Origin of the sequence: uncultured Campylobacter sp. (genome assembly GCF_937996225.1) — a bacterium.
In the GTDB taxonomy this organism is placed as follows: Bacteria; Campylobacterota; Campylobacteria; order Campylobacterales; family Campylobacteraceae; genus Campylobacter_B.
Window position 1 is genome coordinate 24,500 of record NZ_CALKTC010000074.1, and the last position, 13,264, is coordinate 37,763.

The window sequence follows — 13,264 nt, forward strand, 5'->3', positions numbered from 1 at the left end:
AAAATTTAAGAGTGGGGCTCAAATTTAGATGCGGAATTTTGCTTGAAATTTCATTTGCGTTTGCATACAAAGCGCGAACGAAATTTTAAAATCTTACCCGCGGCGGCGAGCGCGAAATTTCAAATGCGATATTTGCGACGTTGCGTAATAAAGGCGCCGAGATCGGACGCGCCGCGTTTTAAATTTAAATCTTACGGCACGCTAGAGCACTGCAATCAAGCGCAAGCCGTAGCGTTTAAATTTTTAAATTCGGCATATTTATCGAGCGGCGCGGACGATAAATTTCAAGGCCTTCGAGGCGGTAAATTTAAAGCTTTTTTAAATATTCGATATAATTTTTCGCGCTATTTTCTACGGCTTGCTCGCTTTTATCGTAAGTAAAGCCGTATGAGACGAAATTTGGTAGCGTAACTGCGCCGACGAAATTAAACGTAGCCTTAAATGGCGCTAGCACCTCATCCACGCTAAAGCCTACGATGCCGTTTTTATCGTAGTTTTCTCTCGTCGCACCCAAAGAGATCGCAAGCGCGAATTTTTTGCCTTTAAGCTTGCCGCCGCTCTCTGTGCCATAAGCCCAGCCGCGCGTAAAAACATCCTCAAACCACTGCTTAAGAAGCGGCGTGCAGTTTGAAAAACGAAACGGAAACTGAAGCACGATTTTATCGTGGCTTTCGAGCAATTTTTGCTCCTTTTCCACATCGATTTTAAAATCCGCATAAAGCGCGTAAAGATCATGAAGCTCGAACTTATCGGGATGGGCTAGCACAGCATCCCTCCAGTGGCGGTTTATGAGCGAGTTTGCGATATTTGGATGAGCTAAAATAATGAGAGTTTTCATTTCTATCCTTTAAATTTGAAATTGCGGGGCGCATTATAGCCCTACTTCGTAAAATTTTTCTTGTTTTATCGCAAGCGACCTTAAATTCTAAAGCTTTACCAGCCGCTGCCTGCTTATCTTTACAGCAACTTCAAAGAGCGCGAGCTTTGAATTCCAAACTTCATCCGTTACTCGCGCTTTATTTAGAAATGCTTGCCTTCGGGGCACTCGTCGCGTTTTACGGCGGTTTACCACTTCTTTGCAAATATTCATATTCCATATGCGGAGGCTCGCGCGAGTAAAATTTTAACGAAACCGCCGCACAGGGGAAATTTTAATAAAATTTAGCGCCGTTTCTCTGCGAGCATTCGCCATAACAAATAAATTTAAGCGAAATTTAGCCGTGCTTAAATTCTAAGCTTTGTTCGCCGCTCCCGTCGTCGGGCTGCGGGTGCTCATCGCGCTCTTATGAGTGTCTGTCGCGCTTTCGTGCAGGCTCGTCACGCTCTTGCGAAGACTTGCCGCTTTCCTGCGGGTAGTAGTTGCAACAAAAAATTTTGAGTAGAATTTAGCGTAATTTAAATTCTAAAGCTTTGCCTATCGGTCGCCTCTTCAAGCCCAGAATTATCGTCGCGCTCCTGCGAACGCCCGCCGCGAGGCCCCTGTCTAGGCTGCACGCCAAAGCCCTCCAAGACCTTACCGATACTTTCATTTGCGTCCTTGATAATGCCTTGCAGGCTTTCGCCCATTTTATCAAGGTTTTTGCCCGCTTCGCGCGCCGCCACCTCGCCCTGCTTTAGCAGATCCTCTATCCTGTCCGCGTTGCGAGCGGCGAAATCGCTCAAGACTTCGGGCGCCTTTTTCTGCAAATTTTGCAAAGCCTCGCCCAAAACTTTAACATCGTTTGCAAGCTCGTCTATCGTGGAGTTCAGATCGGAGTTTCGCTTGCGCTCAAAATCCTGCGGCGCGGAGCCTCGTATAGAGCTTTGCGTAGAATTTTGCGTGGAGCTTTGCCCCGAGCTATCCGCACTTTTATTAAAATTTTGCCCTTGATTACCCGCGTTAAAATTCTGCTCCGATCGTGCGCTTTGTTCGCGATCTTGTCCGTCCGATCCGCCGTCGCAGCCGCCCAAAATACATATTGCGGCTAGCGCCAAAGTAAAATTTCGCGCCGTATTTATAAGGCTAAAATTTCTAGCGCGACCCGCCGAGATAAAATTTTGCTCGCTGCCAGCTGAAACGGAATTTCGCAACCGTCCAAAGCCCCGCTCGCCGCTTGCTCGGATAAAATTCTGCGCCGAATCGCCTCCGCACCCTTTCAAAATTCGTCTTTTCAAAATCCGCTCCTTTTAAATTTCATCCCTTGCAATCGCGCTTGGAAGCCGCCCGAAAAACAGATCGCTTCTAAGCTTCAAAAGCAAACAGATAGCGATATCGGCGCTTTGCTCGCGGATGTAGTTTCGATCGCCATTTAGATGAAATTCCCCGACGATCTGTTTACCGCCCTGCTCCTTCGCGCCGATAAAGACCGTCCCTACGGGCTTTTGCGCGCTTCCGCCGCCGGGGCCCGCGATACCGCTTACCGCAAGAGCAAAGCTTGCCCCGCTGCTTTGCAGCGCGCCCTCCAGCATCTCGCCCACGGTCTGCGCGCTTACCGCGCCGTAGCGAGCGAGCGTATCTTCGCTCACGTTGAGCCAGAGATTTTTTATCTCATTGGCGTAGCTTACGAGCGAGCCGTCGAAAACGTCGCTCACGCCCGCGATCGCGCCGAATTTTGCGGCGATGAGCCCTGCGGTACAACTTTCGGCAAAGGTGATCTTAGCGCCTATTTCGCGCAGTCTATCCACCACAAAGCCCATAAAATCGCCGCCTTCGATGTAGCAGCTCTCATAATACTTGCCGACGCTCTGTAAAAACGCATCCAGCGCTCCAAATTTCATCGCACTGGCGCGCACGAGCAGCAAAAAGGAGCAGGGCCTACTGATCGTAAGCGAAATTTTATAACTGATTGCAAGGCTCTCTAGGCGCTGCTTTACGCTTTCGTATTCGCAATCAAATAGATAAAAGCTCTCGCCCGCGTTCGGCGCGTCTTGAAGGATCGGCGGCAGGCTCTGCAAGCAAAGCGCCTTGATCACGTTTACCGAGCAGCCTCTGATGTTTAGCAGGAAGCTGTTTTTCGCCACCGCGCGCGCCATCGAGGGCGCTAAGGTTTCTCCGTTTTTTAGCTCGAGCGAATCGAAAGAGAGCGTCGATAAAATTTTTCCGACGACCGCGTAGGCGGAGTTTGCCGCAAAGATCGTGATGAAATCGTACGAATCGATCATCTTTTCAAGCGCGAAGGGCAAAACCTTATCGTTTTCGCTTAAGAATTTCAAATCGTCGATCCGCCCAAAAACTCGTTCGTAGCTGCGAGAAATATAGCTCATCAAAGCCGCGTCGTAGCGGATCTCCTCGCCGATTACAAGGATGATATTTTTCATAAAGACCCTCATTAAATTTTCGCACATTATAGCATAAACGCAGACTGCTCTTTCAGAGCTTTTTAATGGCGTTTTGGATAAACTTCACAAATTTTTTAAGACACGAAAAGGTACAAATATGGACTACAAAGATACTCTCTTTCTTCCTACGACGGATTTTGCGATGCGAGGCGCACTGCCTCAAAACGAACCTGCGCGGTTTAAGGCATGGTACGAGCAGCGTAAAATTTACGAAAAGATGAAGGCTAAACGTAAGGGCACAAGCGTTAGCTTTAATATCCACGACGGCCCGCCGTATGCTAACGGACACCTCCACATCGGCCATGCGCTGAATAAAATTTTAAAAGACATCATCACCAAAACCCATTATTTCTTCGGCGAGGAGATCCGCTACGTGCCGGGCTGGGACTGCCACGGCCTGCCGATCGAGCAGCAAGTAGAGATCAAACTAGGTGAGCGGAAAAAATCGCTTTCAAAAGTGCAGATACGCGAGCTTTGCAGACAGCATGCCAAAGAGTTTATCGACGTGCAGCGCAATGAATTTAAAGATATGGGGATTTTGGGCGACTGGGACGATCCGTATCTGACGCTAAAATTTGAGTTTGAGGCTGAAATTTACAAAGCGCTCTGCCAGATCGCTAAAAAAGGAATTCTGATCGAGCGAAGTAAGCCCGTGTTTTGGAGCTGGGCTGCAAAAAGTGCGCTCGCAGAAGCCGAGGTCGAATACAAGGACAAAGAGGACTACTCGATCTTCGTGGCGTTCGATCTAAGCAGTGAAGCGAACGCTAAAATCGGCGCTAAAGGCGCTAAAGCGGTCATCTGGACGACCACGCCTTGGACGCTGCCCGCAAACGGCGCAATATCTTTGAACCCGAATGAAATTTACGCGCTGACGAGCGAAAATTTGATCCTTGCAAAACCTTTGGTCGAAAGCCTCGTAAGCCTGGGCATCACCAAGGGCGAGATCGTAAAAGAATTTAAGGCTACCGAGCTTAAGGGCTTAAACGCGATCAATCCGCTAAACGATAGAATTTCAAAATTTATCCTCGGCGAGCATGTTTTAATGGACGGCGGCACCGGACTCGTGCATACGGCTCCGGGACACGGCGAGGATGATTATTTCGTAGGGCTTAAATACGGCATCGAGGTAATTATGCCCGTGGATGAGGGCGGCTGTTTCGATCAAACTCTTAAAACCAAAAAACTCTTCCGCGCAGACGTCGTAGATGAGCTCGTGGGGATGCATATTTTCAAAGCAAACGAGAAAATTTTAGAGCTTCTAGGCCCCGCGCTTATCAAATCCGGCAAATTCGTCCACTCATATCCGCACTGCTGGCGCACGCACAAACCGGTGATCTACCGCGCAACGAAGCAGTGGTTTATCGCGATGGACGAGCCAATGCCTAGCGGCAAGACGCTGCGCCAGGTGGCGCTAGAGCAGATCGGAGGGGTTAAATTTTATCCGCAAAGCGGCATCAACCGCCTAAGCTCGATGATAGAAAACCGCCCCGATTGGTGTATTTCGCGCCAGAGGGACTGGGGCGTGCCGATAGCGTTTTTCCGCGATAAAAACACCAAAGAGCCGATTTTTGATGAGAAAATTTTAAATAATATCTACGAAATTTTTAAGGCTAAGGGCGCGGATGCTTGGTGGCAGATGGAAATTTCGGAGCTTTTACCACAGGATAGCGGCTATAAGCCTGAAAATTTAGAAAAGGTGATGGATATCTTAGACGTTTGGTTTGAGAGCGGCTCGACGTGGAAGGCGGTGCTGCAAAGCGGCGTTTACGATGCTGGCAAATTCCCTGCAGATATGTATCTTGAGGGCAGCGACCAGCACCGCGGCTGGTTTCAAAGCTCCTTACTTCTAAGCTGCGCGATTAACGAATGCGCGCCGTACAAAAGCATCCTTACGCACGGATTTACCGTCGATGAGAAGGGTCAGAAGATGAGTAAGTCCGTCGGAAACGTCGTCTATCCGCAAGAGGTCGCAAAGAGCCACGGAGTGGAAATTTTACGCCTGTGGGTCGCGATGAGCGATTATTCGACCGATCTAAAGATCAGCGACAATATCCTAAAGCAGGTAAGCGAGCAGTACCGCAAGATCCGAAATACTATAAGATTTCTGCTCGCAAGCACCAGCGATCTGGGCGAGATCGAGACGAGCAATTTTACGCGGCTTGACCGCTGGATCCTAACGCGCGCTGCAAATGCCTTTGCGGGCGCGGAAGCGGCGTTTAGAAACTACGATTTTTCAAAGGGCTTCAATCAGCTACTAAATTTCTTAAGCGCCGATCTGAGCGGAATTTATCTTGATATCTGCAAAGACAGGCTCTACTGCGACGAGCCGGACGAGCCGCGCCGCAGAAGCGCGCAAAGCGCGATCGCTCTAATTACGCGAGCGCTGCTGCCTCTAATCGCGCCTACGCTAACCTACACGATCGACGAAGTGATGCAGTTCGCGCCGCGTATCATCAAAGAGGGCAAGCAGGACGCTTTCGATCTGACATATAAGCCGATAGAATTTGACGATTTTCTAGAATTCGACGAAATTTTAATCAAATCGAGGGAGAAATTTTTCGAACTCATCGACGCGCTGAAAAAGGACAAAATCATCAAATCGACGCTTGAGCTGGTTTTGCAGACGAGCTCGAACGAAATTTTATCAAACGACATCCTGGGCGTAGCGGATTGGTTCATGGTAAGCGATGTGGACACTCTGCAAAGCGAGGAGGCTCTGGCGGAGTTTAAGATAAACGACGAAATTTTCCGCCTCGTAAAATCATCGAAGCACAAATGCCCGAGATGCTGGAAATTTAACGCAAAAGAGCCTGATGAGCTCTGCCCACGCTGCGCAAAGGTCATGCATGCTCGCTAGCCCCATAAGTCTTGGCTTCGTATTTTTTACGATCGCGCTGATCTGCGTAGCAACGGGCGTGGGAATCTATTTCGTGAATAAATTTAAGGATGGCAGATGATAAGTTTGAAAGAGGCTCTAAAGCTGAGCGCGGATGAAATTTCGGCGCTTAGAGCGGAGCTAAAGGATAAAATTTTAAAAACCAAAGAGCTCGGCGCCTACGTCGAGCAGCTCACGGGCGAGGCTCTAAACATCAGCGGCGAGGGCGTACCGATCGCGATCAAAGATAACATTCAGGTAAAAGATTGGAGCGTGACCTCGGCGAGTAAAATTCTGCAAGGCTACGTCGCGCCATACGACGCGACGGTGATCAAAAAGCTACGGAAGCGCGGTTTGGCGCCGTTTGGACGAACTAATATGGATGAGTTTGCGATGGGAAGCACGACTGAGAGCTCATTCTACGGCAAAACTCTCAATCCGACCGATCACTCGCGCGTACCAGGCGGCAGTAGCGGCGGAAGCGCGGCTGCCGTAGCGGCAAATATCGCCGTAGCTGCACTCGGAAGCGATACGGGCGGCTCTATCCGCCAGCCGGCGGCATTTTGCGGCTGCGTAGGCTTTAAGCCGAGCTACGGCAGAGTCAGTCGCTACGGGCTCGCGGCGTATTCGAGTAGTCTCGATCAGATAGGACCGATCACGCGCAGCGTCGAGGATGCGGCGATTTTATACGACATCATCGCAGGCCGCGACGAGATGGACAGCACGAGCTACGCGGGCGCTTACGAAAGCACCGCAGATAAGCTAAACGCGGATCGCAAGCTTAAGATCGCCGTTATAAAAAATTATATCGACGAGGCCTCGCAGCAGGTCAAAGAGGCTTTAAATTTAACTATAGAAAAGCTAAAATCCTTCGGGCACGAGATCGTTTACCGCGATCTTTGCAGCTCCAAATACGACATCGCGACCTACTACATCATCGCAACCGCCGAAGCTAGCGCAAATTTAAGCCGCTACGACGGCGTACGCTACGGAAACCGCGCGAAGGCTCTAAATTTAAAAGAGCTCTACGCCAACACCCGCGGCGAAGGCTTTGGCGACGAGGTCAAGCGCCGTATGCTTCTAGGCACCTTCGTACTAAGCAGTGGCTACTACGACGCGTACTACATCAAAGCGCAGAAGGCAAGAGCCTTCATCAAAAGCGAATATGAGGAAATTTTAAAAGACGCCGATTTGATCTTTATGCCGATCGCGCCGGGCGTGGCATATAAATTCGGCGAGCTTAGCGATCCGCTTCGCGCATATCTTAGCGACATCTACACGATCGGCGTAAATTTAGCGGGGCTTCCCGCAATCTCCGTGCCGATAGCGAAAAACAAAGAGGCTCTTAATATCAGCGCGCAGCTTATCGGGCGCGCCTACGACGAACAAACGGTGCTGGACGGCGGCTTGAGTTTAGAAAAAATCGTGAAAGGATAAGTATGAAGATCGTCAAAAAGGCTCTGACCTTCGAGGATGTTTTGTTGGTACCGCAATACTCTGAAATTTTACCCAAAGAGGTCGATATCAGCACGAGTTTTACGAAAAATATCACGCTAAATACCCCTCTTGTGAGCGCTGCGATGGATACGGTCACCGAGTACCGCACGGCGATAATGATGGCGCGCCTCGGCGGCATCGGCGTGATCCATAAAAATATGGACGAGGGCTCCCAAGCCAAGATGGTTCGCCGCGTAAAAAAGAGCGAAAGCGGCGTCATTATAGACCCTATTTCGATCAAGGCGGACGCCACGATCAAAGACGCTCTCGATCTGATGAGCGAGTACCACATCAGCGGTATTCCCGTTATCGATGACAACGGCGTGCTGATTGGAATTTTAACCAATCGTGATCTGCGCTTTGAAACCGACACCGCCGCGCTAGTAGGCGAGAAGATGACTAAGGCTCCGCTAATTACCGCTCCAAAAGGCTGCACGCTTGATGATGCGGAGAAAATTTTTAGAAATAATAAGGTAGAAAAGCTTCCGATAATCGACGCAAACGGCCACTTAGAGGGGCTTATTACGATTAAAGACCTTAAAAAGCGCATCGAATATCCAAGCGCTAATAAAGACAAATTCGGTCGCCTTCGCGTCGCCGCGGCAATCAGCGTAGGCCATCTGCAAAGAGCCGAAGCTCTCGTCAAAGCGGGCGTAGATGCGCTTGTGATGGACTCTGCGCACGGACACTCCAAAGGCATTATCGACACGCTTAAGGAGCTGAAGCGAAATTTCGACGTGGACGTAGTAGTCGGAAACGTCGCAAACCCCGCCAGTATCAAAGATATCGCAAACGCGGGAGCAGACGCGATTAAAGTAGGTATCGGCCCGGGCTCGATCTGCACTACCCGCATCGTAGCAGGCGTGGGCGTGCCGCAATTCACCGCGATCAACGATTGCGCGATCGAGGCGGCTAAATTTGGAATTCCGATCATCGCAGACGGTGGCATCAAATACTCGGGCGACATCGCTAAAGCCCTAGCCGCTGGCGCAAGCTCGGTGATGATGGGAAGCTTGCTAGCAGGCTGCTACGAAACCCCGGGCGAGCTCATTACGTTTCAGGGTCGCCAGTACAAAACCTACCGCGGCATGGGTTCCTTAGCGGCGATGCAAAAAGGAAGCTCGGATCGCTACTTTCAAGACGGCACCGCAAAAGAAAAACTCGTGCCCGAGGGCGTCGAGGGGCGTGTGCCTTACGCAGGTATGTTAAAAGACGTGATCTTTCAGCTGCTAGGCGGCTTACGAAGCTCAATGGGATACTGCGGCAGCAAGGATATCGCGACCTTTCAGCAAAAGGCGGAATTCGTCGAGATCACGAGCGCAGGTCTTAAAGAAAGCCACGTCCACGACGTCATCATCACGCAGGAAGCGCCGAATTACCGAGTAAATCAGTGATCCTTCAGAGCAAAATTCAAAATTTCGACGAGCCGCTCTATCTGGAGAGCGGCCGCGTCTTTTCCAACTTCAAGCTCGCCTATGAAACCTACGGCGAGCTAAATCCAGATAAATCCAACGTCATCGTAATCTGTCACGCCTTAACGGGTTCCGCGCACGCCGCGGGACTTTACGAGGGCGACGTTAAGCCCGGCTGGTGGGACGGGCTCATCGGCGATCATAAAGCGGTCGATACGACGAAATTTTTCGTCATCTGCATAAATATTTTAGCTTCGCCTTTCGGCTCTACCTGCCCGCTCGACGTCGATGAAAGCAGCGGCCGCGAGTACCGCTTGCGCTTTCCCGTAGTGGTCGTCTCGGACGTCGTGCGCGCGCAGATGATGCTTTTAAAGCGCCTAGGTATAGCTCGCGCCCGCGCCGTTATCGGCGGCAGTCTGGGCGGCATGCAGGCGCTGTGCTATGCGATAGAATATCCCGAATTTGCGGATGAAATTTTCGTACTCGCAAGCACCTACGCCACGCAGCCTTGGGCGATCGCATTTAATAAGATCGCGACCGAGGCTATCTTGCGCGATCCAAATTTTAAAAACGGCAACTACGATAAAAATCTGATCGCCGAGCACGGGCTTGACGGCATGGCAGTGGGGCGCATGGCAGGGCATATAAGTTTTTTAAGTCCGAGCTCGATGCAGGATAAATTCGGGCGCAACTACGTCGAAACCGACGGTCTTTACGAGATTAACGGGCGCTTTCAGGTCGATCGCTACCTTGAATACAACGGCGAAAATTTCGCGCGCAGGTTCGATCCACTGTGCTATCTCTACATCGCCAAGATGATGAATATATTTGATTGCACGCGCCACTACGGCAATCTTAAAAACGCCTGCGCGCAGATCAGATCGCGCCTGCACCTCATCTCTTTCAAAGGCGACGTGCTCTTTCCGCCGAGGCTGATGAAAGAAATTTACGATGCGATGAGCGATCTAGGCAAAAAGGATCGCGCGAGCTACGCGCAGATCGACAGCGACTACGGCCACGACGCGTTTTTGGTCGAGATAGAAAAATTTGATTACATCATAAAAAGGATTTTGGATGAGTTTTGAGGAAAAAATGGAGAAGATTAACGCGCTTTTAAAGAGCCTAAACGACAAGGATCTGAGCTTGGAGGAGAGCGTGAAGCTGTATAAGCAGGGCGTGGCGCTGCTAAAAGAGGCGAAGGAAATTTTAGAAAACGCCAAGCTCGAGGTCGCCGAAATAAACGCACCCGAGCAAGCTTAGGAGGCGGCAATGATAAACGTATGCGTTTTGCAATTACCGACGCTTTCGATGAGCGAAAATCGGATCGATTACTATATGAAGGTCGCCAAAGACAACGGCGCGCGGATCGTGCTACTGGGCGAATATGAGCTAAATTCCTTCTTTAGCGAGCTTAAAAAGATGCCCCGCTCTATTGCCTGCGAACAGAGCGAGCATAAGCAGGAGCTGATGGCGCGGCTTGCCGCTAAATACGACCTACATATCGTAGCGCCGATAATCAGAGCCGCTAGCGGCGCGATTTTGAGGCAGGCGGGCATTTTCGGCGGCGCGACTCAAAAGAGCTTGGGCGGCGAAAATTCCGCAAGCTTTAAAAGCGAGATTGATTGCAAAGGCGAGCCAAATTCTAAAAGCGAGCAGAGTTCCAAAGGCGGCTCAAACTCCTGCGGCGCAAAATCTTTAAATTTCAAAGCCGCAAATTTAAAAAGCGCCTCCGAAGCCCCAAACGCTCTAAATTCCCAAGAAAACCAAAAAGACGCGAGCGAAGAGGAGATCTTTTGCGCGAGCGAAAACGAGCCTATCTGGGTGAAATCCTGCGCGAAATTTTCGCCCTCGGAGGTGAAATTTTACGATCAAAATATCCTGATGGACTATCCGCACTGGAACGAGGAGGGCTTTTTCGCCAACCGCAAAAGCCGCAAAATCGGTAAAATTTCGCCGATGATCTTTAGCGAAGGCGGCGTGAAATTCGGCGTCTGCTTCGGCTATGAGGCGCATTTTGACGTATTTTGGCGCTATTTTATGCAAAAAAACGTCGGCTGCGTGCTCGTGCCGTGCGCTTCGACCTTTGAAAGCGGCGGGCGCTGGCGCGAGCTTTTGAAGATGCGCGCGTTTACGAACTCGCTCTACGTCATCCGCGCCAACCGCATCGGCGAGGCGAAATTCGGCGAAAGCGAGTTTAAATTTTACGGCGAGAGCTTCGTCGCGACCCCCGGCGGCGAGATCGCAAACGAGCTGAAAAACGAAGAGGGCGTGCTGATGTGCGAAGTGGACGCGGACGAGATCGCTGCGGCGCGCGGGCTGTGGAAATTCCGAAAAAATCTAGTCGGCAGGGGGCTTTTATGAACTACTTTCACAGGCAGATCCAGCTTTGGGGCGAGCAGACGCAGCGCGCGCTTGCGGATAAGCGCATCCTAATCATCGGCGCGGGCGGGCTTGGAAGCAGCCTTTCTTACGCTCTGGGCGCAAGCGGTATCGGGCGGATCAGCGTCGTGGATTTCGACACGGTGGCGCTTCACAACATCCACAGGCAAATTTTATTCACGCTCGAAGACGAGGGCAAATTTAAAGCGGACGTTTTTAAAAGCCGCACGGAAAGCCGCTACGACGGCGTGAGCGTGGAGGTGCACAAAAGCCGCGCGGAGGAATTTTTCGCTAGCGCGACCGCCTCGGGCGAGAAATTTGATCTCATTTTGGATGCGACCGACAATCTCGCCACACGCGCGCAGATCGATGCGTTTGCTAAGCAAATAGGCGTACCGTGGGTGTTCGCGTCGGTGGACAGCTGGCAGTGCCAAGTCTGCTTCGTGCAGAATGCCAATTTTAAATTTTTCCCGAGCCTAAACGCGACGCCTGCGGGCATAACGGCTGCGATCGTGATGTTTGCGGCGAGCTTTGAGGCGAACCTCGCTCTGCGCTACCTAGCGGGGCTTGAGGTCGAAAAAGACCTGCTTTACTACGCGAACTTTTTTGGCGGTGAGCTGGAAGTTAGGAAGATAAGATTGTAGTTTTGGCTCGGGCTAGTTTAAATTTAAGCCCGAGCTTGTGGGTTGACTTTATATCAAAAAGCTAATTTTGAGCGTGTTAGTTTAACTCTTCTTCTGTCATTTCACTCTCCTTAATATCTAGTTTTCATAAGATTCTTTTATTGCATTTTTTATCTCATCGGATGGGATCTCATCTATATATTTATCCAGCTTTTTTAAATTATCTTTATACGGCCGATCAAGCTTACGACCGTCTTTATCTCTGGTATACATATGGATGGATACCGCTTCCATTTCATTTAACTCGCTTGCAAATTTCGTATATTCATAAACATCTTTAAATGTAGAATTTCTATCTTTGCAATATTTGCGATATACCGTCGTTATAAGCGAAATTTCACTTTTAGGTATATAATAAGTTGCATCGTAGTTTATTTTATAATAACTATCCAAACTATATATATAGTTTCTATGACAATCATCATATTTTCGTTTTAGAAATTCCGGACTCGGTTGTCCGCCTACGTTATACTGCATAAGCAGCTTTAAAATCGGTTCGTAATTTGGAGTACCCGGAAATGTATCATACAATGAAAAATCATATTCGGTAATATCAAATCCATCCGTCGGTTCCGCTTTATCATTTAATATCCCTTCAGGCACGACCTTCTTGATATCGTTTCCGTACCTTAGACCCACCGTAGAGTTTTGAAATTTCCAAATATACGGCTTATAGTCGCTTTCTAATGCCATCTTCGCTATCTCATACATATTCGTATTCGTAAGATATGAAAAGAAATAATTCGGCTCTCCTATACTAATCATAGGGTAGTCGGTATCATAAATCAACGTAAAATTTCCATCGTCACTTATTTGCAAAGATTTTATATGGTTATAATTCGGCGGAAGCAGCCTATTTCTAACGACTTCCGCCTCTTCAAATTTAACCCCGTTGTCTAAAAGCAGTCTTACCGCTTTAGTAGCATTATTTTCTATAGCATAAGCCATAGCGGATAGCTTGTATTCGTCTTTTTTATGTATATCCGCTCCCAATTTTATAAGCTCTTGGGTAGTATTCGTATCATCCCAAAAGCTAGAATACATCACGGGCGTTACCCCTCCGTGCATAGTATGATCGACGGTTAGATTGTTATCTTTCA

Annotated in this window: 11 protein-coding genes; 7 read left to right on the plus strand and 4 right to left on the minus strand. The window is 49.5% G+C overall.

The features are described 5' to 3' along the window. Window positions 1-307: 307 nt before the first annotated feature. The 3 genes from Q0174_RS08535 to Q0174_RS08545 all read right to left on the minus strand — a co-directional run bounded on the left by Q0174_RS08535 (window position 308) and on the right by Q0174_RS08545 (window position 3,297). Window positions 308-838, minus strand: a complete 531-nt coding sequence (locus Q0174_RS08535; RefSeq protein WP_298043290.1) for an NAD(P)H-dependent oxidoreductase — start codon at window positions 836-838, stop codon at window positions 308-310. Between the two features lie 557 nt (window positions 839-1,395). Then, the gene (locus Q0174_RS08540) at window positions 1,396-2,154 is read right to left on the minus strand and encodes a hypothetical protein (protein WP_298043292.1); all 759 of its coding nucleotides are present in this window, start codon (window positions 2,152-2,154) and stop codon (window positions 1,396-1,398) included. A 12-nt stretch (window positions 2,155-2,166) separates the two neighbouring features. Continuing rightward, window positions 2,167-3,297: a CinA family protein gene (locus Q0174_RS08545; protein WP_298043294.1), complete on the minus strand. Its 1,131-nt coding sequence runs from the start codon at window positions 3,295-3,297 to the stop codon at window positions 2,167-2,169. A 118-nt stretch (window positions 3,298-3,415) separates the two neighbouring features. Between Q0174_RS08545 and ileS the strand changes: the two genes are divergently transcribed. The 7 genes from ileS (at window position 3,416) to Q0174_RS08580 (ending at window position 12,125) form a co-directional block, all read left to right on the plus strand. After that, window positions 3,416-6,175, plus strand: a complete 2,760-nt coding sequence (ileS, locus tag Q0174_RS08550) for an isoleucine--tRNA ligase (RefSeq protein WP_298043295.1) — start codon at window positions 3,416-3,418, stop codon at window positions 6,173-6,175. A gap of 96 nt (window positions 6,176-6,271) precedes the next feature. Further along, a complete protein-coding gene (gene gatA, locus Q0174_RS08555) occupies window positions 6,272-7,630 on the plus strand; it encodes an Asp-tRNA(Asn)/Glu-tRNA(Gln) amidotransferase subunit GatA (protein WP_298043296.1) in 1,359 nt (452 codons plus the stop codon). A 2-nt stretch (window positions 7,631-7,632) separates the two neighbouring features. Further along, a complete protein-coding gene (gene guaB / locus Q0174_RS08560) occupies window positions 7,633-9,084 on the plus strand; it encodes an IMP dehydrogenase (RefSeq protein WP_297922424.1) in 1,452 nt (483 codons plus the stop codon). Further along, on the plus strand, window positions 9,081-10,187 hold the full coding sequence (locus Q0174_RS08565; RefSeq protein ID WP_298043297.1) for a homoserine O-acetyltransferase: 1,107 nt from the start codon (window positions 9,081-9,083) through the stop codon (window positions 10,185-10,187). The genes guaB and Q0174_RS08565 overlap by 4 nt, the downstream gene beginning before the upstream one ends. Further along, window positions 10,177-10,362 carry an exodeoxyribonuclease VII small subunit gene (gene xseB / locus Q0174_RS08570; protein ID WP_005872361.1) on the plus strand — a complete coding sequence of 62 codons (186 nt, stop codon included), beginning with the start codon at window positions 10,177-10,179 and terminating at the stop codon, window positions 10,360-10,362. The genes Q0174_RS08565 and xseB overlap by 11 nt, the downstream gene beginning before the upstream one ends. A 9-nt stretch (window positions 10,363-10,371) precedes the next feature. Beyond that, window positions 10,372-11,463, plus strand: a complete 1,092-nt coding sequence (locus Q0174_RS08575; RefSeq protein ID WP_298043298.1) for a carbon-nitrogen hydrolase family protein — start codon at window positions 10,372-10,374, stop codon at window positions 11,461-11,463. Then, entirely contained in the window at window positions 11,460-12,125 is a 666-nt protein-coding gene (locus Q0174_RS08580) for a ThiF family adenylyltransferase (RefSeq protein ID WP_298043299.1), read from the plus strand. Before Q0174_RS08575 ends, Q0174_RS08580 begins: the two co-directional genes overlap by 4 nt. A 117-nt stretch (window positions 12,126-12,242) precedes the next feature. On the opposite strand, the gene Q0174_RS08585 is transcribed toward Q0174_RS08580, so the two are convergent. Then, the coding region (locus Q0174_RS08585) for an ankyrin repeat domain-containing protein (protein WP_298043300.1) at window positions 12,243-13,264 on the minus strand (1,022 nt) is incomplete at its 5' end.

Bases quoted from the DNA above. Each gene is read 5' to 3' on its own strand.
- Q0174_RS08535 (WP_298043290.1), bottom strand. From the start codon at position 838: ATGAAAACTCTCATTATTTTAGCTCATCCAAATATCGCAAACTCGCTC.
- Q0174_RS08545 (WP_298043294.1), bottom strand. From the start codon at position 3,297: ATGAAAAATATCATCCTTGTAATCGGCGAGGAGATCCGCTACGACGCG.
- ileS (WP_298043295.1), top strand. From the start codon at position 3,416: ATGGACTACAAAGATACTCTCTTTCTTCCTACGACGGATTTTGCGATG.
- gatA (WP_298043296.1), top strand. From the start codon at position 6,272: ATGATAAGTTTGAAAGAGGCTCTAAAGCTGAGCGCGGATGAAATTTCG.
- guaB (WP_297922424.1), top strand. From the start codon at position 7,633: ATGAAGATCGTCAAAAAGGCTCTGACCTTCGAGGATGTTTTGTTGGTA.
- xseB (WP_005872361.1), top strand. From the start codon at position 10,177: ATGAGTTTTGAGGAAAAAATGGAGAAGATTAACGCGCTTTTAAAGAGC.
- Q0174_RS08575 (WP_298043298.1), top strand. From the start codon at position 10,372: ATGATAAACGTATGCGTTTTGCAATTACCGACGCTTTCGATGAGCGAA.
- Q0174_RS08580 (WP_298043299.1), top strand. From the start codon at position 11,460: ATGAACTACTTTCACAGGCAGATCCAGCTTTGGGGCGAGCAGACGCAG.